The sequence below is a fragment of the Streptomyces sp. NPDC056061 genome (genome assembly GCF_042266885.1).
GTDB lineage: Bacteria > Actinomycetota > Actinomycetes > Streptomycetales > Streptomycetaceae > Streptomyces.
On the sequence record NZ_JBHJWQ010000039.1, the window covers coordinates 5,028 to 24,513 of the forward strand.

General features: G+C 70.8%; 18 protein-coding genes. 16 read left to right on the plus strand and 2 right to left on the minus strand.

The genetic code is table 11. The features are described from left to right. Window positions 1-166 precede the first annotated feature (166 nt). Window positions 167-1,684: a DUF6801 domain-containing protein gene (locus tag ACFC79_RS33820; protein ID WP_376248394.1), complete on the plus strand. Its 1,518-nt coding sequence runs from the start codon at window positions 167-169 to the stop codon at window positions 1,682-1,684. Window positions 1,685-1,818: 134 nt separating this feature from the next. On the opposite strand, the gene ACFC79_RS33825 is transcribed toward ACFC79_RS33820, so the two are convergent. Beyond that, a complete protein-coding gene (locus tag ACFC79_RS33825) occupies window positions 1,819-2,751 on the minus strand; it encodes a hypothetical protein (RefSeq protein WP_376248397.1) in 933 nt (310 codons plus the stop codon). A gap of 978 nt (window positions 2,752-3,729) precedes the next feature. On the opposite strand from ACFC79_RS33825, the gene ACFC79_RS33830 reads away from it, so the two are divergent. The 14 genes from ACFC79_RS33830 (at window position 3,730) to ACFC79_RS33895 (ending at window position 17,311) form a co-directional block, all read left to right on the plus strand. Beyond that, complete coding sequence (locus tag ACFC79_RS33830) at window positions 3,730-4,725, plus strand: ABC transporter ATP-binding protein (RefSeq protein ID WP_376248400.1); 996 nt, start codon at window positions 3,730-3,732, stop codon at window positions 4,723-4,725. Continuing rightward, complete coding sequence (locus tag ACFC79_RS33835) at window positions 4,722-5,576, plus strand: MlaE family ABC transporter permease (RefSeq protein WP_376248403.1); 855 nt, start codon at window positions 4,722-4,724, stop codon at window positions 5,574-5,576. Before ACFC79_RS33830 ends, ACFC79_RS33835 begins: the two co-directional genes overlap by 4 nt. A 3-nt stretch (window positions 5,577-5,579) precedes the next feature. Continuing rightward, window positions 5,580-6,386, plus strand: coding sequence for an MlaE family ABC transporter permease (locus tag ACFC79_RS33840; protein ID WP_376248405.1), 807 nt, complete (start codon window positions 5,580-5,582; stop codon window positions 6,384-6,386). Continuing rightward, on the plus strand, window positions 6,383-7,681 hold the full coding sequence (locus ACFC79_RS33845; protein ID WP_376248408.1) for an MCE family protein: 1,299 nt from the start codon (window positions 6,383-6,385) through the stop codon (window positions 7,679-7,681). Before ACFC79_RS33840 ends, ACFC79_RS33845 begins: the two co-directional genes overlap by 4 nt. Next, window positions 7,678-8,709, plus strand: a complete 1,032-nt coding sequence (locus tag ACFC79_RS33850; RefSeq protein ID WP_376248411.1) for an MCE family protein — start codon at window positions 7,678-7,680, stop codon at window positions 8,707-8,709. The genes ACFC79_RS33845 and ACFC79_RS33850 overlap by 4 nt, the downstream gene beginning before the upstream one ends. Continuing rightward, a complete protein-coding gene (locus ACFC79_RS33855; protein WP_376248414.1) occupies window positions 8,706-9,725 on the plus strand; it encodes an MCE family protein in 1,020 nt (339 codons plus the stop codon). The genes ACFC79_RS33850 and ACFC79_RS33855 overlap by 4 nt, the downstream gene beginning before the upstream one ends. A 1-nt stretch (window position 9,726) precedes the next feature. Then, window positions 9,727-10,851, plus strand: coding sequence for an MCE family protein (locus ACFC79_RS33860; protein WP_376248417.1), 1,125 nt, complete (start codon window positions 9,727-9,729; stop codon window positions 10,849-10,851). Then, window positions 10,848-12,113 carry an MCE family protein gene (locus ACFC79_RS33865; protein WP_376248420.1) on the plus strand — a complete coding sequence of 422 codons (1,266 nt, stop codon included), beginning with the start codon at window positions 10,848-10,850 and terminating at the stop codon, window positions 12,111-12,113. Before ACFC79_RS33860 ends, ACFC79_RS33865 begins: the two co-directional genes overlap by 4 nt. After that, complete coding sequence (locus ACFC79_RS33870; protein WP_376248423.1) at window positions 12,110-13,366, plus strand: MCE family protein; 1,257 nt, start codon at window positions 12,110-12,112, stop codon at window positions 13,364-13,366. Before ACFC79_RS33865 ends, ACFC79_RS33870 begins: the two co-directional genes overlap by 4 nt. After that, complete coding sequence (locus ACFC79_RS33875) at window positions 13,363-13,881, plus strand: hypothetical protein (protein ID WP_376248426.1); 519 nt, start codon at window positions 13,363-13,365, stop codon at window positions 13,879-13,881. The genes ACFC79_RS33870 and ACFC79_RS33875 overlap by 4 nt, the downstream gene beginning before the upstream one ends. Before the next feature lie 19 nt (window positions 13,882-13,900). Next, on the plus strand, window positions 13,901-14,593 hold the full coding sequence (locus ACFC79_RS33880) for a hypothetical protein (protein ID WP_376248429.1): 693 nt from the start codon (window positions 13,901-13,903) through the stop codon (window positions 14,591-14,593). 79 nt (window positions 14,594-14,672) lie between these two features. After that, the gene (locus tag ACFC79_RS33885; protein WP_376248432.1) at window positions 14,673-15,203 is read left to right on the plus strand and encodes a hypothetical protein; all 531 of its coding nucleotides are present in this window, start codon (window positions 14,673-14,675) and stop codon (window positions 15,201-15,203) included. A gap of 42 nt (window positions 15,204-15,245) precedes the next feature. After that, window positions 15,246-16,034: a hypothetical protein gene (locus ACFC79_RS33890; protein WP_376248433.1), complete on the plus strand. Its 789-nt coding sequence runs from the start codon at window positions 15,246-15,248 to the stop codon at window positions 16,032-16,034. A 59-nt stretch (window positions 16,035-16,093) separates the two neighbouring features. Next, a complete protein-coding gene (locus ACFC79_RS33895; RefSeq protein WP_376248436.1) occupies window positions 16,094-17,311 on the plus strand; it encodes a lytic murein transglycosylase in 1,218 nt (405 codons plus the stop codon). Here ACFC79_RS33895 and ACFC79_RS33900 read toward each other — a convergent pair. Next, window positions 17,300-18,361, minus strand: coding sequence for an ATP-dependent DNA ligase (locus ACFC79_RS33900; protein ID WP_376248439.1), 1,062 nt, complete (start codon window positions 18,359-18,361; stop codon window positions 17,300-17,302). The genes ACFC79_RS33895 and ACFC79_RS33900 overlap by 12 nt on opposite strands. 97 nt (window positions 18,362-18,458) lie before the next feature. On the opposite strand from ACFC79_RS33900, the gene ligD reads away from it, so the two are divergent. Further along, a complete protein-coding gene (gene ligD / locus ACFC79_RS33905; protein ID WP_376248504.1) occupies window positions 18,459-19,469 on the plus strand; it encodes a non-homologous end-joining DNA ligase in 1,011 nt (336 codons plus the stop codon). Window positions 19,470-19,486 lie beyond the last annotated feature (17 nt).

The following is a 19,486-nucleotide window of genomic DNA, read 5'->3' on the forward strand; positions in this document are numbered from 1 at the left end:
CTCACCACCGGGGGGGGGGGGGGGGGGGGGCCCGGGGCCCCCCCCCCAACCCGAGCGGCCGTTCACGGCCTCCCCGGCACGACGGTCGCGGGCCCATCGGACCGGCGCCCGCGACGGCACAGCAACGGTCAACTCGACACCCCGCATCGGGGAGGACGGCGCCAGAATGAATGTGAAGCCCATGGTCACCGACGGCAGGCGCTCGGTGCGCCTGGCATCGGTCGCCACCGTCACGCTCCTTGCAGGACTGCTGTCCGGGTCCGGGTCCGCGGCCGAGGAGGGGGGCGCCGCGGTGGCCGTGGACTACGACTGCGCCCTGCCGGGCCGGACCGGCCGGGTCACGGTCGGGGTCACCACGGACTTCCCGGAATCGGGAACCGCCGGGACACCGCTGGAATCCGGTCCGGTGACGGTCGACGTGCGGCTTTCGCGGGCGGACGTGGAGGCGCTGGTGCCGACCGGCACGGAGGTGGTCGCGAGCACGGCGACGCTCGACGTGGAGGTCGGGCAGAAGGATCGCTCGGCCACCGCGCGGTGGACGAATCTGGCCGCCCCGAACTCCGAGGTGCCCGCCGACGGGGACATGAGCCTGGTGCACACGGGGGCCGTTCCCTCGGTGACACTGCCGGCCGAGGGCGACGCCACCTTCACCGCGGGCCGTCTCACCGTCGAACTGCGCGCCGTCACGGACGGAGGACGGGAGGCCGCACCGGACTCCGGCATGCGGGTCACCTGCGAACCGGGCGCGGACACCGACCGGGAACTCGCGACCGTGCCCGTCTCGCACGACGCCCCCGATCCCCGGCCGTCGCGGACCGCGGGCACCGACGGGCCCGCCGACCCGGCCGCGAAGACCGGTGACGGAATCGCCGTGGAGCCCGGGAAGGCCCTGGCGGCGGGCGAGGACCCGTGTCCGGTCGAGCCGCCCGAGGGAACGGCCGACTGGGGCGACGCGCCGAAGCCGCCGGACGGGGACCCGGTCCTGGAGGTCGACATCCCCGGCGGCGGAACGTTCGGCTGCGCCTACGCGGTCGGACTCGCCAATGTGTACAAGCTGAACGGCGCGTTGATCGTCAACGACCCGGCCAAGAATCCCGGACTGATCAGTGTGCTGGCGAACGTGCACCGGGGGCAGCGCGCGGCGAACGCGAAGGGCGGCTACTACCTGCGGCTCGACTCACTGGGGAACCTCGATCTGCCGGACGCCGATTCCACCTTCCTGACGTTCGGGTTCCAACCGGTGTCCGCGAAGGTGGAGTTCGAGAACGGGCCGCTCACGATCTCGACCGGCAACATCGGCATGGGTGCCGAGAAGAAGTACTTCGCCACGGCCTCGTTCACCCAGTCGCTGCGGATGCATGACGTGAAGGTCAACGGGACCCCGTTGGACGTGGGCCCCGACTGCCGCACCGAGAAGCCGTTCAAGGTGGTGCTGAACGGCGACTTCCCGAAGTACGTCAACGTCTTCGGCGGAGGCCCCATGAACGGGACGGTCGACATCCCCGCGTTCTCCGGCTGCGGGACCGGCGGCGAGGACCTGGACAACCTGTTCACGGCGGCCATCTCCGGCCCGGGGAACGTCATCGCGATGAACCAGGGGATGACCTGCGTCCCCTCGGACAGCAGCACCTTCTGTCCGCCGACCATGCCGACGCTGCCCGGCCAGGAGCCGCCCGTCCGCTGACCGGCGCCGTGCGCGCGTGCCGGCCGCGGTCCGCGGCCGGCGGCGGACCCGGGACGACTGTGGGGGCGTCCCGGAACGGATCGAGGGGGCCGTCCGGCCGGACGGCCCCCTCGACTGCCGGTCACGCGCGGCGGCTACCGGGCCGCCGAGTGCCAGTACTGGGACATCAGCTTGCCCGCGTCGGGGGCGACGTCGCTCGGGTTGTTGATCGTCGCCACATAGGTCTGGGCGTCGTTCAGGACCACGTTGTTGTTGCCCGAGGCGGACGGGAGCCCGGTCTTCAGGTTCACCGCCCAGTTGAGCAGGCCCAGGCCGCAGCCGGTGGCCCCCGGGACCGTGTACGCGGTGTCGGTCTGATCGGCGCCGAGGAGGCTGATGCGGCCCATGACACCGGCCGGGTTGGGGGTGCCGTCGCCGTCGAACTGCTGGGTCCCGGCGGTGGGCCGGGTCAGGTTCCGGGGGCGGAGCAGGATCGGGTCCGAGGCGGAGCCGATGTAGCACGTGTTGCCGAGGAACGGGTTCTCCAGATGAATCCGTACCGGCAGCGTGATGATCGGCTTCCCCGTGGTGACGCCCGCCATCAGCTGGAAGTCGCTGGGGTTGTCGACCGACTCGATGGTGGCGGTGACCCGGTTCAGGGAAGCGTTCGTGATCTGGTTGCAGATTCCGGTGATCACCGGAATGTCGTTGGGACACATCAGCCCGAGCAGCCCGCCGGGGATCTGCGCGGAGTCGGCCACCAGGGCGCCACCGGCGGGCGAGACCACCGTCGACCCGCCGCCGGGATGTGTGATCACGCCGACCTGGAGGTCGCTGGCACCCACCGGGACGACGCTGTTGCCGAGCTTGATGGAGCCGCTCGCCGAGTGCGAGGAGACGCAGACCGCGGTGTTGTCGCTCCCGTCGGCGGCGAGCATGGCGGGATTGTCCACCGGACACCGGCCGAACGGCGACCAGTTGCCGTTGAGCTGGGTGGCGGCGGTGGCCGAACCCACGGACGTGAAGGCGGCGAGCGCGGTGAACGAGGCCAGCAGCCCCAGGCGTGCCCGTTTCGAACCGGATCTCATGTCGTCCCCTTTTCAAGCAGCCGCCATCGGGCGGCAGGCGGGCGGATGTGCTCGGTCTTCCTGTGACGCGCCGGAGCCTTCTGCGACGCGGCGGAGCTCTCCGTGACGCACCGGAGCGGGCGTCGTCGCGGTCGCACGCGTTTCGGGTGCACAGGTCATCGGCGTGCGGCACGGGTACCGGAGCAGGGGGGAGCAATGCCGGAACGGACTCCCCGTTCACCGCGCCGTGAGGTTACTGGCGGGAAACACAGCAGCACAATCCCGCCGATTGAGATTGTTCCGTCGAAACCGGCTTCTCGTCCCGTGATGAGCGCGCCGCGCGGACGGCTTGTCACCGGGTGCGCAACATTCGACGACGGAACCGGCCATCTCCGAGAAGACCGGCCGATACGGAGGGGGTGCTGTCGTTTGTTCGTTTCCGCCGGTCCGGGCGGTCCGGTGGACAAGGCGCACGGTGTCGGCGCGCTGTTCTTCCGGGCCTCGCTCCTTGTCATACGGAGATAATTTCTCCCGCGTTCCTGCTCATTCGGTGCGCAGAAAGCCGGGGGACGCCGGGTGCCCGTGAAAACTTGGAGAACCGGTATTGCCCGGCCAGATTACCCGGCCGTAACGTCGCCCTCGCAAGCAACCCGGCAGCTCTGTCCGGCGGTTGCCCCTCTTCGGGAAAGGAGTCCTCGTCATGACCTGTACGCGGGGATTTCGCTGCCCGGAGCGCCGTCGGTCCGGACTCCGCGAGGTGCGGTGGTGCCGTTCCGGACCCGCTGCCGAGGTCCTGCGGAGTACCTGGATTCGGCCCGTGCCGGCCGCTGCGAGTGCGCATGTCCCGACAAGATCCGCACGGGAGTTTGTCATCGCGTGACAAACAATCCGGATCTTGTGGAAATGGCTGTTCAAGGGGTTGTCCCGGCGGTCCCGGTGAACTTAACGTGCGCCCTTCGGTGCACTTCTGTCACTTCGTGAGTGCATGCAGGAGGTGGGATGGGAATCGAAGTAGTCGTCGAAGGCCTTACCAAGTCTTTCGGCAAGCAGAACATTTGGCAGGATGTGTCTCTCACACTTCCCGCGGGCGAGGTGAGCGTCATGCTCGGCCCGTCCGGCACCGGAAAGACCGTCTTCCTCAAGTCCATCATCGGACTTCTGAAGCCGGAGCACGGACGTGTCCTGATCGACGGCGTCGACATGGTGAACAGCCCCGAGCGGGACATCATGGAGACCCGCAAGCTGTTCGGGCTCATGTTCCAGGACGGCGCCCTCTTCGGCTCGATGTCGCTGTTCGACAACATCGCCTTCCCGCTGCGCGAGCACACCCGCAAGAAGGAATCCGAGATCCGGCGCATCGTCATGGAACGGATCGACATCGTCGGCCTGCTGGGTTCCGAGGGGAAACTGCCCGGCGAGATCTCCGGCGGCATGCGCAAGCGCGCCGGTCTGGCCCGCGCCCTCGTGCTGGACCCGCAGATCATCCTCTGCGACGAGCCGGACTCCGGGCTGGACCCGGTCCGCACCGCCTATCTCTCCCAGCTCCTCATCGACCTGAACGCGCAGATCGACGCGACGATGCTGATCGTCACCCACAACCTCGACATCGCCGCCACGGTCCCCGACAACATGGGAATGCTGTTCTGCCGCAACCTCGTCACGTTCGGCCCGCGCGAGGTGCTGCTCACCAGCGACGAGCCGGTCGTCGCCCAATTCCTCGCGGGACGCCGGGAGGGCCCCATCGGCATGTCCGAGGAGAAGGACGCCGCCACCCTCGCCGCCGAGCAGCTGACGGCGGCAGGGGCCGGGCGCACCCTCGTCACCGGGCCGCGCACCGTCGTACCGCAGCTGGAACCCTCGGCCGGCATGCCGCTCCGTCAGGCCGCCCTGCGCCGCCGCGAGCGCGTCCTGGGCATGATGGGGCAGCTGCCGGAGGCCGCCCGGACCGCCATCATGAACAGCTACACCCCGGCCACCGGCGGTGCGCGACCGTGACCGCAGAGATTCCGGTGCGGCCCCCCGAACCGGCCGCCACCGACGCGACGCCGACGAAGGGGGCCGGGGCGCGCCGCGAGCCGACCCGGCTGCTCGCGCCGCTGCGCGAGACCGGGAAACTGTTCGCACTCGCCCTGTCCGTGACCCGTGCGGTCTTCCGACGGCCCTTCCAGGTACGGGAGTTCATCGAGCAGTTCTGGTTCATCGCCAGCGTCACCATCCTGCCCGCCGCCCTCGTCTCCATCCCGTTCGGCGCGGTCATCGCCCTCCAGGTCGGCTCGCTCACCCAGCAGCTCGGCGCCCAGTCGTTCACCGGCGGCGCCAGCGTCCTCGCAGTCATCCAGCAGGCGAGCCCGCTCATCGTGGCCCTGCTCATCTCCGGCGCGGGCGGCTCCGCGATCTGTGCCGACCTCGGATCGCGGAAGATCCGCGAGGAGCTCGACGCGATGGAGGTCATGGGCGTCTCGCCCGTCCAGCGCCTCGTGGTACCGAGGGTGCTGGCCACCATGTTCGTCGCGGTCCTGCTCAACGGACTGGTCTCCGTCGTCGGCACCCTCGGCGGCTACTTCTTCAACGTGATCATGCAGCACGGCACTCCCGGCGCGTACCTGGCCAGCTTCTCCGCCCTCGCCCAGCTGCCCGACCTCTACATCAGCGAGGTCAAGGCACTGATCTTCGGCTTCATCGCGGGCATCGTCGCCGCCCACCGCGGACTGAACCCGCGCGGCGGCCCCAAGGGCGTCGGCGACGCGGTGAACCAGGCCGTCGTCATCACGTTCATGCTGCTGTTCTTCGTGAACATGATCCTCACGGCGATCTATCTCCAGATCGTCCCCGCGAAGGGGAGCTGAGAGATGATGTCCATGCTCGGCTGGCTGGATCGCTCCGGCGACCAACTCGTTTTCTACATGCGCGCGTTGATCTGGATCCCGCGCACCCTGCGACGCTACCTCAAGGAGGTGCAGCGGCTCCTCGCCGAAGTCGCCTTCGGCAGCGGGGGGCTCGGGGTCGTCGGCGGAACCATCGGCGTGATGATCGCGATGACCCTCTTCACGGGCACGGTCGTCGGCCTCCAGGGCTACGCCGCCCTCAACCAGATCGGCACCTCCGCCTTCACCGGCTTCATCTCCGCCTACTTCAACACCCGCGAGATCGCCCCGCTGGTCGCCGGACTCGCACTCTCCGCCACCGTCGGCGCCGGGTTCACCGCCCAGCTCGGAGCGATGCGGATCAACGAGGAGGTGGACGCGCTGGAGGCGATGGGGGTGCGGTCCATGCCGTACCTCGTCACGACCCGGGTCATCGCCGGAGTGGTCGCGATCGTCCCGCTCTACGCGATCGGGCTGCTCTCCTCCTACGTGGCGTCCCGCTACGTCACCGTCCTGTTCAACGGACAGTCCGAGGGCACCTACGACCACTACTTCAATCTCTTCCTCTCGCCGGACGACGTCCTGCTGTCCGTGCTCAAGGTGCTCGTCTTCAGCGTGATGGTGATCCTCGCCCACTGCTACTACGGCTTCCGTGCCGAGGGCGGGCCCGCCGGGGTCGGCATCGCCGTGGGCCGCTCGGTGCGCAACGCCATCGTGCTGATCAGCGTCACCGACTTCTTCCTCTCGCTCGCCATCTGGGGCGCCACGACGACCGTGAAGGTGGCCGGATGACGCAGACACGGACGATCCGCCGCCGGCTCGCGGGAGTCGGCTTCCTGCTCGTGCCCGTCGCGCTCGTGGGGACCTCGGTCGCGGTGTACAACAAGGACTTCACCCACGACGCCACCGTGATCGTGCGCACCGGAACCGTCGGCAACGAGATGCACGACAACGCCGACGTGAAGCTGCGCGGTGTCGTCGTCGGACAGGTCCGGGCCATCGAGGCGGACGACGGCGGAGCCCGTCTGACCCTCGCCATCCGGCCCGACAAGCTCGGGAGCATCCCGGCGGACGTCACCGCCCAGATGCTGCCCACCACCCTCTTCGGCGAGCGTTTCGTGGCCCTCGTGCCGCCAGAGGTCCCCTCGGCCCGATCCCTGAAGGCGGGCGACGAGATCCCGCAGGACCGTTCCAGCAACGCCATCGAACTGGAGCAGGTTCTCGACAACGTCCTGCCCCTGCTCACCGCCGTCCAGCCGCAGAAGCTCTCCGCCACCCTCACCGCCGTCTCCCAGGCGCTCCAGGGCCGCGGCGAGAAACTCGGCGAGACCCTCGTCACGCTCGACGCGCACCTGAAGGAGCTCAACCCCCAACTGCCCAAGCTCAACGCGGACATCAAGGAGCTCGTCAGGGTCAGCGCCGTGTACGCCGACGCGGCCCCGGACATCCTCGACGCCCTCACCGACCTCACCACCACCAGCGGCACCCTCGCCGAACAGCAGGCCGGACTCGCCGACCTCTACGGATCGACGACCGCCTCGGCCCAGGACGTCACCGCCTTCCTGCGGAAGAACAAGGACAACCTCATCAGGCTCTCCGCGACGAGCCGGCCGACCCTGGAGACCCTCGCCACGTACTCCTCCGAATTCCCCTGCACCCTGCGCACCATCGCCGCCTTCGTCCCGGCCATGGACAAGGCGCTCGGCAAGGGCACGGACCGGCCGGGACTGCACGTCACGCTGAGGACCGTGCCCTCCAGGGGCAGGTACGTGGCGGGCAGGGACACCCCGGTGTACAACGCGACCGGCGGACCGCACTGCTACTCGCTGCCCTATGTCGGCAACACCGTGCCGACCGCCGACGTCCGCGCGACGGACCGGAGCACACCGGCCGGCTCCGCGCCCCGCGCGCCCCAGGAGGTCCCGGCGGCCGACGCGTCGCTCGGCATGCCCAACTCCCCCCAGGAGAGCCGGCTCGTCAACGAGCTGGTCGCTCCCTCGCTGAAGGTCCAGCCGCAGAGCCTGCCCGAGTGGAGCAGTGTGCTCATCGGCCCGGCCTTCCGCGGCGCGGAGGTGAAGCTCAAGTGAAGCGCCGCTCGCTCGCGGGGCCGCTCGCGAAATCGATCGTCTTCATCCTGGTGACGACCCTGGCCACCACCGTGCTGGCCCTGTCCATCGCCAACACCGGTGTCGGAGAGACCCGTTCCTACAAGGCGCGGTTCACCGACGTCACCGGACTCGTCGTCGGCGACAGCATCCGGATCGCCGGGGTCAAGGTCGGGCAGGTCGAATCCATCGAGGTCGCCGACCGGCGGCTCGCGGAGGTCGGGTTCACCGTCCGGAGGGGACACAGCCTCCCGGCATCGGTGACCGCGTCGATCAAGTACCTCAACATGGTCGGCCAGCGGTACATCGACCTGGACCGGGGAGCCGGACCGGTCGGCGAGACCTTCGCCGTGGGTGCCACCATCCCGGTCTCCCGCACCACACCGGCGCTCGACCTCACCCAGCTCTTCAACGGCTTCCAGCCGCTGTTCGAGGGGCTCTCCCCGCCGGACGTCAACAAGCTGGCCGGGTCCATCGTCCAGGTGCTCCAGGGCGAGGGCGGCACCGTCGACAGCATCCTCCAGCACGTCGGCTCGCTGACCGGCACCGTCGCCGCGAAGGACAAGGTGATCGGTGAGGTGATCAAGAACCTCAACACCGTCCTGAAGACCGTCAACGACCGGGAGGCGGGCTTCAACGACCTGGTCGTCACCCTGCAGAAGCTCGTCACCGGCTTCTCCGCGGACCGCAAGCCGCTCGGGCAGGCGGTCACCGCGATGGGCGCCCTGACCACCGTCACCGCCGGCCTCCTCGACGACGGACGCAAACCGCTCAAGGACGACATCGAGCAGCTCGGCCGCCTCTCCGACCGGCTGGCCGACAATTCCCCGAAGATCGAGAACTTCCTGCGGAAGACACCCGCCAAGATGGCGGCCATCAGCCGCATCACCTCGTACGGCTCGTGGCTCAACCTGTATCTCTGCGAGGCGAAGGTCCACGGCGTGACGACCAGCGACGGCAGCCCCCCGCCCACCGGCATCGCGATCACCCAGCCGAGGTGCCTGTCATGAGGATCACCCCCGTACGGGAACGCAATCCCGTCGCCGTCGGCATCGTCGGCCTGATCGTCCTCGGCCTCCTCGGATTCGCCGCCTACCGGGCCGATTCGCTTCCCTTCATCGGCGGCGGCACCACCTACAGCGCGGACTTCACCGAGTCCGCCGGGCTCACCGAGGGCGACGAGGTCCGGATCGCCGGGGTGAAGGTGGGCCAGGTCACCGGGGTCGCCCTCGACGGCGCCAAGGTCAAGGTCAGCTTCCGGGTGAAGGACGCCTGGATCGGCAACTCCAGCACCGCGGGCATCGCCATCAAGACGCTCCTGGGCGAGAAGTACCTCGCGGTCGACCCGCTGGGCACCGGGCCGCAGGACCCGCACGCACGCATCACGGCCGACCGCACCACGTCCCCCTACGACGTCACCCAGGCGTTCGACGGACTGGGCGAGACCATCGGGGAGATCGACACCGCACGGCTCGCCGAGAGCTTCGAGACGATCTCCGCCACCTTCAAGGACTCCCCGCCGAACGTGAAAAGCGCCGCGAAGGGGCTCTCCGCGCTCTCCCGGACCGTCTCCGAGCGCGATGCGCAGCTCGCCACTCTCCTCAAGGGCAGCAAGCAGCTGACCCGGACCCTGGCGAACAAGAAGAGCAGCTTCGAGACCCTGCTGGAGGACGGCAACCTGCTCCTCGGCGAGATCCGGGCCCGCCGCGACTCCATCCACCTGCTGCTCACCGGCACCCGCGACCTGGGCACCCAGCTCACCGGTCTCGTCGCCGACAACGACAAGCAGCTGAAGCCGACCCTCGACGCGCTGGGCCGGGTCACCGCGGTCCTGAACAAGAACCGCAAGAGCCTCGACAAGGTGCTCTCGCTCGCCGGTTCCTACAACCGGCTCGTCGGCAACACACTCGGCAACGGCCGCTGGATCGACAACTACGTCTGCGGCGTCGTCCCGAGGAACTACCTGCCCGCCGACACCCCACCGGCCACCGGATGCATGCCTCCCAAGCAAAAAGGCGGCCACTGAGATGAGACTGACACGCATCGTCGGCATCGGGGCCGGCCTCGCCGTCGTGGCCGTCGCCGCCACGACCGGCGTGATGGCCCTGGACGACGAGGGCACCACCACCGTCACCGCCTACTTCGACCGGGCGACCGGCATCTACGCGGGATCCGACCTGCGCATCCTCGGCGTGAAGGTCGGCACCGTCGAATCGGTGAAGCCGCGCGGCAAGGTGGTCGGGGTCGTCCTGCGCGTCGACAAGGGCGTCAAGGTCCCCGAGGACGCACACGCCGTCGTCGTCGCCCCCAGCCTGGTCGCCGACAGGTACGTCCAGCTCGCCCCGGCCTACACCGGTGGAGCCGTCCTCGCCGACGGCGCCGAGCTCCCGGCCGCGGACAACGCCACCCCGGTGGAGGTCGACCAGCTCTACGCGTCCATCACCGAACTCGCCGGCGCGCTCGGCCCGGACGGCGCCAACGCGCAGGGCGCCTTCGCCGGGCTCCTCGACACCGGGGCGAAGAACCTCAAGGGGAACGGCAAGGACATCGGGGACTCCATCGAGCAGTTCGGCAAGGCGACGAAGACCCTCGACAAGAGCAGCGGCGACCTCTTCGACACGCTGTCCTACCTCCAGACGTTCACCACCATGCTGAAGGACAACGACGGCAACGTACGGGCCGCGGAACAACAACTGAACTCCGTTACCGGCTTCCTCGCCGACGACAAGAAGAACCTCGGCGCCGCACTCAAGGAACTGGGCACCGCACTCGGCCAGGTCAAGACCTTCATCCAGCACAACCGCTCCGCGCTCAAGAAGAACGTGGACGCACTGGTCCCGCTCACGCAGACTCTCGTCGACCAGCGGGCCTCCCTCGCCGAATCCCTCGACACGCTCCCGCTCTCGGCGGGCAACGTGCTGAACGCCTACGACCCGAGGAACCGCACGCTCAACGGCCGCACCGACCTCAACGAACTGAGCATGGGCGGCCCCATCCTCCCGTCCGCCGGACTCCAGGGACTCGCCCCGGTGGACGCCGAACGCCGACGGGCCCTGCCCGCGCTGCCGTTCCCCGAGGTGGGCACGGTCTACGGCACACCCGAGAAGGCCGAAGCGGCCAAGGGCAACGGAAGGAAGGGGACGGGCCGATGAGCAGGAAACCCCGCAGACCCGTGACGTCCGCGACCACCGGTGCCACCACCCTGGCCGCGCTCGGCGCCTGCTGCGCCCTCGTCCTCACCGGCTGTGCGGCCCCGCAGTTCTCCGGCATCGAGGAGCTGCCGCTGCCCGGCGGCGCGGACCTCGGCGACCACCCCTACGAGATCACCGCCGACTTCGGGGACGTCCTCAGCCTCGCCCCCCAGTCGTCGGTGAAGGTCAACGACGTCGCCGTGGGCCGCGTCACCAGGATCACCCTCGCCCCGGACAGCTGGCAGGCCAGGGTCACCATGAAGGTCGACGGCGACGTCGACCTGCCCGCGAACGCCTACGCCCACCTGGAACAGTCCAGCCTGCTCGGCGAGAAGTACATCCAGCTCTCGCCACCCGCACGCGGCACCGCCCGGGGGACCCTCGCCGACGGCGACCGGATCCCGCTCACCCGCACCAATCGCAACCCCGAGGTCGAAGAGGTCTTCGGGGCCCTGTCGATGCTCCTCAACGGCGGCGGCATCAACCAGCTGAAGACCATCACCACCGAACTCAACAAGGCGATGGCCGGGAACGAACCCGAGATCCGGTCGATGCTCGGCCGGGTCGACACCCTCGTCACCGACCTCGACGGACACCGCAAGGACATCACCGAGGCACTCGACGGGGTCAACCGGCTTTCGGCCACACTCGCCTCCCGCAAGCAGCAGGTGGGCAAGGTCCTCACCGATCTCAGCCCCGGCATGAAGGTCCTGGAGAAACAACGCGGTTCGCTGCTGACCATGCTGCGCGCCCTCGACACCCTGTCCACCGTCGCCGTCGACACCATCGACCGGAGCAAGGCCGACACCATCGCCGACCTGAAGGCCATCGCCCCCACGCTCAAGGCGCTCGCCGACTCCGGGAACGACCTGCCCGACTCCCTCCAGGTGCTGCTCACCTACCCGTTCACGGACGAGGTGCTGCGCGGCGTGAAGGGCGACTACCTCAACGTGTACCTGGACATGACGGCGGCACCCGGCACGCAGATCATCCCGGCCTTCGACCCCGACGCGACGACCGCGCCCGCGTCGAGAGCCGTGTCCGTGCCGTCGGCCGACCCGGGACTGCCGCTGCCGCTCCCCGCGATCACGACCCCGGCGACGGCCTCCCGGACACCGCACGCCACGACCCCGGGAAACGCACCGGGCACGCCCCCGGCCCCGCCGACGGACGGGCCGTCGTCCTCGGAGCGACCGTCGCCCTCGGAGGGGAGCAACCGGTGATCACCCTCGCCATCAGGCTGAAGAACATCGCGTTCCTGGTCATCGCGGTGCTGGTGCTCGGCTACCTGGGAGTCCGGTACGCCGACCTCGGACACTACGTGGGCCTGCGCGACTACTACACCGTCAAGGTCCAGCTGCCCAGGACCGGCGGCCTGTTCACCCACTCCGACGTCACCTATCGGGGCGTCTCCGTCGGCCGGGTGGGGCCCATCGAACTCACCGACGACGGCGTCGAGGCCGAACTGCGCATCAACAAGTCCGCGCCGCCCATCCCGGACGGCCTGAAGGCCGTCGTGGCCAGCCTGTCCGCGGTCGGTGAGCAGTACGTCGACCTGCGGCCGAACCGCACCGACGGCCCCTATCTGGCGAACGGTTCGGTCATCGACCAGACCGACACCACCGTCCCGGCCCCCGTGACCAACGTCCTCACCAGCGTCGACGACCTCGCCAAGTCGGTCGACCCGGAATCGCTGCGGACCGTGGTCGACGAGTTCGGCACCGCGTTCACCGGAAGAGGAGAGGACCTCCAGGTGCTCCTGGACACCGGCACCGACTTCGTGCGGGCCGCCGACGACGCCCTGCCCACCAACACCAGACTGATGGCCGACGGTCAGATCGTGCTGCGCACCCAGGCCGAACAGGGCGAGGCACTCAAGGGCTTCGCCTCCGGGGCCGAGGAGCTGGCGGCCCAGCTCAAGGGGTCGGACACGGACCTGCGCAAGCTGATCGCCGCGGCACCCGACGCCACCGACCAGATCAGCGGCCTGCTGCGCGACCTCGACCCCGAGTTCGGCGTCGTCGTCGCGAACCTGCTGACCACCGCGGAGGTCGCCGTGACCCGGCAGCGCGGCATGGAGGAACTCCTGGTGAAACTCCCCGCGGTGGCGGCGGCCGGCGCCAGCGCGGTGGACGAGGACGGCGCCCGGTTCGGCATGTCCGTCACCTTCTTCGAACCACTGCCCTGCACCGCCGGATACGGCGGCACCACCTACCGCAACGGACTCGACACGTCGGCGGGCCCCGCGGTCAACACCGGGGCGCGTTGCGCCTCGTCGCCCGGCACCGGCATCAACGTGCGCGGCAGCGCGAACGCGCCGAAGGGCGGGCCGGTGCCCGCGCCCGCCGAACCCGGGTCGCTGCGCCTCGGTACCGACACCGGCGGCACGCTCCCCGGCGCGCTCGGCGCCGCGGGCGACCCGGCACCCGCCCCGCGCGGCATGGCCGGGCTGCTCGGACTGGGGGCCGGCCGATGAGCGCGCGCACCCGCGGCCCGGTCGGCTGGGCGGCCGTCCTCGTCGCCGCACTGATCTGTGCGCTCGGCGGCTGGTCGTACGCACAGGCGCGCGGCGACGACACACTCGCGTATGCCAGGAGCCGCGATGCCGCGCTCGCGGCGGGCCGGCACCATCTGGCCCGGCTGAACAGTCTGGACGGCAAGGACGCCACGAGCGTGGACGCGGGGCTGCGGCAGTGGCTCGACGTGTCCACCGGACCCCTGCACGACCAGCTCGCACGCACCAGGAAGAAGGACGCCGAGGACCTTCGCAGGGCGGGCAGCACGGCGCGCGGCACCGTCACGGACGCGGCGCTCACCGCGCTCGACGACCGGGCCGGCACCGCCGAGATGATCGCGACCGTGGACGTCCGGATCACCGAGCGCACCGGCCGGTCGGGCACCGAACGCAAGCGCTTCGAGGCCACGCTCGCCCGGACCGGGGACGGCTGGAAGATCAAGGCGCTCACCGCGATCCCGGTCGGTGCCGCATGAGGAACGGGGGAGGACGGCGATGGTGAGCACCGGCGAACGGACCGGAACCCCGGCCGAGGAGGCGACGGACCCGCGCCGGGAGGAGGAGCGGGGCGAAGCGGCGCCGGACGGACCGGGCACGGGCGGGGCGGGGGGCGGGGCGACGGGAACGGACGCCCCGGAGCGGTCGACGACGGCGGACACGGGGGCCGGGGACGCGGCCCGGACCGTCCGGCACCGCGTCCTCACGGGCGCCGTGGTGCTGCTGACGATCGCGCTGGTGGCGGCGGGGGCCGGACTCTTCGTCGCGGGACGGCAGTTGAGGGACACACCGGCCACCGCCAACCTCGCGCTGACCGACACCCCGGCGACCAACGGTGTCGTGGGCGACGTCAGCAACGCGCTCGGCAAGATCTTCACGTACGGGCCGCAGGACACCGCGGCGACCAAGGAGTCGGCGAAGCAACTGCTCGGGGGGCAGGCGCTCCAGCAGTACGCGGCGCTGTTCGGCCAGGTCGAGAAGCAGGCCGGGGACCAGAAGCTGACGCTCACCACGCACGTCGTGCGCGCCGGGGTCACCCGGCTCTCCGGCACCAGCGCCCACCTGCTGGTTTTCCTGGACCAGGTCTACGAGCGGCGGGGCGGGGCGGCCACCACGGCAGCCGCCCAGCTTTCCGTCACCGCCGAACTGCGGGGCGGGCACTGGAAGATCGTCGACATCGCCGCCAGATGACCACCACCACACAGTGACCGACACGGACACCGCGGGATCCACCGCTCGGACCGGTTCGGCCGGCAGGGGAGAGACAGCAATGGCACGGGTACGGACGAGGCACAACCCACTGGTGGCGGTGGCGATCGCACTCACCGTCGCGGCGGCCGCCGCCGCGGTCTGGGGCGGCTGGTCCTGGTACGGGGCGGCGCACGACGCATCGGCGTCCTACGCGCAGACCCGGGACGACGCGCTGGCGGCGGGCGAGCAGGCGGTACAGAACATGAACACCCTCGACCACCGGAAGCTGCAACAGGGGCTGGACAACTGGGAGGACTCCACCACCGGCGAACTGCACAAGCAACTCGTCGACGGGCGGAGCGGGTTCGAGAAGCAGATCCAGGAGGCGAGGACCGCGAGCACCGCCAAGGTGCTCTCGGGTGCGGTCACCGAACTCGACGAACGGGCCGGCAGGGCATCGGTGATGGTGGCACTGCGCATCACCGTCACCGCGCCGAAGTCCGGTCCCGCGGTGAAGGAGAGCCGGATGCTCGGGCAGCTCACCCGCACGTCCGAGGGGTGGAAGCTCAGCGCCCTCGGTCAGGCACCGGTCGGCAACACCGCCGGCTGATGCCACCGGCTTCCCACCCCGTCACCGAGAGGACCACCGGACATGTCGACGACCCGTCACCTCGTCAACCGCCGCCGGCGCCTGGCCGCCGTCGCCGCGGAGCGCGGCGTCGCCACCGCCCCGCCGCGCGGGCCCGCGGAGCCGGACGCATCCGGTGCCGAGCCCGGCTCGGCGCCCGTCGCGCCCGTCGAGGCGACCGAGGAAGCCGCCGACTCGGACCACGCCGCCGCGTCCGCGTCGGGAACGCGGGACGCGGCCGGCGAGAAGGAGGAACCGGACGAGGAGGAGCGGAAGAAGAAGGAGCGGACCCGCCTCCGCCTGCCCGTCGGCCTTCCCGCCGTCCTCTGCGTCCTCACGGTACTGCTCGGCGCCTTCGCCGCCCTGGCCTTCGGCTCGGCGGCGAGCCTGCGCGACGAACCGGCCCGGCACAACGCCGCACTCACCGACATCGGCCGCACCAGCGAGGTGAAGGGCCAGATCTCGGAGGCGGTCGGCGCGGTCTTCTCGTACAACTACGCCGCCACCGCCAAGTCCGAGCAGGCGGCCAGGACCCACCTGGTCGGCAAGGCCGTTCAGCAGCACCGGGACATGCTCGCCCAGGTCCGGGCCCAGGGGCAGAAGCAGAAACTCGTCCTGACCACGACCGTCACCGACAGCGGCGTCGAGCTCCTCGACGGCGACCGCGCCCGGCTGCTCATCTACGCCGACCAGAGCAACACCCGTACCGGCACGTCGGACGAGACGAGCTACGCGGCGGCCATGTTCGCCGTGGACGCCGTTCGCCGCGACGGCACCTGGCGGATCTCCGCCATCGACACGTTCGCCCGGTGAGCCGGGAGGCCCGGCGGGACCAGCCGGGACCAGTGATCCGAGGGATGAGGGGAGCACGTATGAGGTTCACCGGCACCACGCGTCGCAGGATCGGCGGCACCGCGGCCGCGGTGGCCGCGATGGCCGCGCTCACCGCGTCCCAGGCACCTGTCGCGGCCCACCACGAACCGGCCCCGAAGGAGCGTCGGGAGTCCGACGAGGTCGTGTGGTCGCAGGTGCCCAACGACGACTCCTACCACACCGAGCTGCCACCGCCGAGCCCGCCGACGCCGCCGAAACCGGGTGCGAGGCAGAGCCCGGCCGCCGCCCGGACCTGGGCCGAGGCGGGCATCCCCACCACGGTGCTCGCCGCCTACCGCGCGGCGCAGAGCGCGCTGGGCCGCACCGATCCCGGATGCCGGCTGCCCTGGCAGTTGCTGGCGGCGATCGGCAAGGTCGAGTCGGGGCACGCCGCCGGGGGACGGGTCGACGTCCGCGGCACGACACTCGCCCCGATCCTCGGACCGGTGCTCGACGGCGCGGGCTTCGCCCGGATCCCGGACACCGACGACGGCGTGTACGACGGGGACCGGACGTACGACCGGGCGGTGGGTCCGATGCAGTTCATCCCGTCCACCTGGGCCCACTGGGGCCAGGACGGCAACGGCGACGGCCGCCGAGACCCGGACAACGTGTACGACGCCGCCCTCGCCGCCGGGCACTACCTCTGCGCCGGCCACCGCGATCTGACCGTGAAGGCCGACCTGGACCGGGCGGTCCTCGCGTACAACCACTCGGACACCTACCTGCGCACGGTGCTGTCCTGGCTGGGGTTCTACCGCAAGGGTGTGCACCCGGTGGCCGACGGCAAGGGCGTCGTCCCCAGGAGTCCCGGCGCGGGCGGACCCAACAGGCCGACCCGCCCGGTCGGCGGTCCCGGCACCCCGGGCGGCGACATCGTCATCGGCCCGCAGCCCAGCGGCTCGCCCGGCCCCTCGCCGTCGGCGTCGCCGGGGCCGTCCGGCTCGCCGACCGGTCCACCGCATCCGACCGGCTCCCCGGACCCCACCGGCCCGGGCGGTTCGCCCGACCCCACCGGCAGCGGGTCCGCATCCCCGGACCCCGGCACGACCCCCGACCCCGGTGCCTCGGAGCCCGGTCCGGGCACCGGCTGCCCGACGGATTCCGCCTCCCCTGACCCGACCGGCACGGCGGAGCCGACCGGGTCCCCGTCACCGGATCCGAGCGGGAGCGAGGACCCGTGCGCCACCCCCTCCGGTTCGGCGTCAGCCGCCTGACAGCACGTCGGCCAGGTCGTACCGCACCACTTCCTCCAACTGCGCGTAGGTGCAGCTGTCCGGGGTGCGGTCCGGCCGCCACCGGCGGAACCGGGTGGTGTGGCGGAAGCGGTCGCCCTCCATGTGGTCGTAGGCCACCTCGCAGACCCGCTCCGGACGCAGCGGAACCCAGGACATGTCCTTCTTCCCCGACCAGCGGCTCGGCGCACCGGGCAGCCGGGCGCGTTCGTGGGCCTCGGCGTCCGACCACGCCGCCCAGGGGTGCTCGGCGGAGTCGACGCGCGACGGTTCCAGCTCCGCGACAAGTTCCTCACGGCGTTTCATCGAGAAGGCCGCACAGACCCCCACGTGCTGGAGCACGCCCCCGGCGTCGTACAGGCCGAGCAGCAACGAGCCGACCACCGGACCGCTGCGGTGGAAGCGGTACCCCGCCACCACGCAGTCGGCGGTCCGCTCGTGCTTGATCTTGTACATCACCCGCGTGTCGGGGCGGTACGGCAGGTCGAGCGGTTTGGCCACCACCCCGTCGAGACCCGCGCCCTCGTACCGCCGGAACCACTCCTCGGCGACCGCGGGGTCCGTGGTCACCGGGGCCAGGTGCACGGGGGGCGAGGCGGCGGAGAGGGCGGCCTCCAGCACGGTCCGCCGCTCGGACTGGCGCAGCGGGAGCAGCGACTCGTCGCCCACCGCCAGGATGTCGAAGACGATCAGGCTGGCCGGGGTTCGTTCGGCGAGCAGTCGCACCCGCGAGTCGGCCGGGTGGATGCGCTCGCCGAGCCGGTCGAAGTCCAGCCGGTCCCCGTACGCGACCACGATCTCGCCGTCGACCACGCAGCGCGGCGGCAGATTCTCCCGGACCGCCGTGACCAGCTCGGGAAAGTAGCGGGTGAGCGGCTTCCCGGTGCGGCTGCCGATCACCACCTCGTCGCCGTCGCGGTGCACGATCGCCCGGAAGCCGTCCCACTTCGCCTCGTACTGCATACCCGGCGGGATCTTCGCGACGGATTTCGCGAGCATCGGCTTCACGGGGGGCATCACCGGCAGGTCCATGCCCCGATTCTCACCCGAGGGGCGGCACACTTCTCCCGATATGCGGCATTGGTGAGCCCGGCCTACCGTGACCGTCATGGGCGCAGCGGGCAGAGCGGTGGAGCTGGAGGCCGGTGGACGGGCCGTGCGGCTGTCCAGTCCGGACAAGATCTACTTCCCGGAACCGGGATACACGAAGCGGGACGTTGCCGAGTACTTCCTCGCCGTGGGCCCCGGGATCACCCGCGCCCTGCGCGACCGGCCGACCACGCTTCAGCGCTTCGTGGACGGTGTCGAGGGCGAGTTCTTCTACCAGAAGCGGGCCCCGAAGAACCTTCCCGACTGGATCCCCACCGCCCGGATCGCCTTTCCCAGCGGCCGCACCGCCGACGAGATCTGTCCGACCGAACCGGCCGCCGTCCTCTGGGCCGCCAACCTCGGCACGCTCACCTTCCACCCCTGGCCGGTCCGCGGCGCCGACACCGAACACCCGGACGAACTGCGCATCGACCTCGACCCGCAGCCCGGGACCGACTACGCCGACGCGGTGCGGGCCGCCCATGAACTGCGGTCCGTCCTCGACGACCACGGCCTGCGCGGCTGGCCCAAGACCTCCGGCGGCCGGGGCATCCACGTCTTCGTCCCCATCGAGCCGCGCCGGACCTTCACCGAGGTCCGGCGCGCCGCCATCGCCGCAGGGCGCGAGCTGGAACGGCGGATGCCGGACCGGGTGACCACCGCCTGGTGGAAGGAGGAGCGTGGGGAGCGGATCTTCGTCGACTTCAACCAGACCGCCCGCGACCGCACGATCGCCTCCGCGTACTCCGTGCGCCCGTTTCCGCACGCCCCGGTCTCCGCGCCGCTGCGCTGGGACGAGATCGACGACGCCGAACCACGCGACTTCGACATCCGGACCATGCCGAAGCGCTACGCGGAGCTCGGCGACGTCCACGCGGACATGGACGAGCACGCCTTTCGGCTCGACGGACTGCTGGAACTGGCCGACCGGGACGAGCGGGACCGCGGCCTCGGCGACCTGCCGTACCCGCCGGAATACCCCAAGATGCCCGGAGAGCCGAAACGGGTCCAGCCGAGCCGGGCCCGGCGCGAGGAGGACGGTGTCGCGTGAGCCCCTCCGGCCCGGCG

Excerpts from the sequence above, each read along its gene's own strand:
- ACFC79_RS33830 (WP_376248400.1), top strand. The coding sequence starts at position 3,730 with ATGGGAATCGAAGTAGTCGTCGAAGGCCTTACCAAGTCTTTCGGCAAG.
- ACFC79_RS33895 (WP_376248436.1), top strand. The coding sequence starts at position 16,094 with ATGAGGTTCACCGGCACCACGCGTCGCAGGATCGGCGGCACCGCGGCC.
- ACFC79_RS33865 (WP_376248420.1), top strand. The coding sequence starts at position 10,848 with ATGAGCAGGAAACCCCGCAGACCCGTGACGTCCGCGACCACCGGTGCC.
- ACFC79_RS33845 (WP_376248408.1), top strand. The coding sequence starts at position 6,383 with ATGACGCAGACACGGACGATCCGCCGCCGGCTCGCGGGAGTCGGCTTC.
- ACFC79_RS33885 (WP_376248432.1), top strand. The coding sequence starts at position 14,673 with ATGGCACGGGTACGGACGAGGCACAACCCACTGGTGGCGGTGGCGATC.
- ACFC79_RS33825 (WP_376248397.1), bottom strand. The coding sequence starts at position 2,751 with ATGAGATCCGGTTCGAAACGGGCACGCCTGGGGCTGCTGGCCTCGTTC.
- ACFC79_RS33890 (WP_376248433.1), top strand. The coding sequence starts at position 15,246 with ATGTCGACGACCCGTCACCTCGTCAACCGCCGCCGGCGCCTGGCCGCC.
- ACFC79_RS33855 (WP_376248414.1), top strand. The coding sequence starts at position 8,706 with ATGAGGATCACCCCCGTACGGGAACGCAATCCCGTCGCCGTCGGCATC.
- ACFC79_RS33900 (WP_376248439.1), bottom strand. The coding sequence starts at position 18,361 with ATGGACCTGCCGGTGATGCCCCCCGTGAAGCCGATGCTCGCGAAATCC.
- ACFC79_RS33840 (WP_376248405.1), top strand. The coding sequence starts at position 5,580 with ATGATGTCCATGCTCGGCTGGCTGGATCGCTCCGGCGACCAACTCGTT.
- ACFC79_RS33860 (WP_376248417.1), top strand. The coding sequence starts at position 9,727 with ATGAGACTGACACGCATCGTCGGCATCGGGGCCGGCCTCGCCGTCGTG.
- ACFC79_RS33875 (WP_376248426.1), top strand. The coding sequence starts at position 13,363 with ATGAGCGCGCGCACCCGCGGCCCGGTCGGCTGGGCGGCCGTCCTCGTC.
- ACFC79_RS33880 (WP_376248429.1), top strand. The coding sequence starts at position 13,901 with ATGGTGAGCACCGGCGAACGGACCGGAACCCCGGCCGAGGAGGCGACG.
- ACFC79_RS33820 (WP_376248394.1), top strand. The coding sequence starts at position 167 with ATGAATGTGAAGCCCATGGTCACCGACGGCAGGCGCTCGGTGCGCCTG.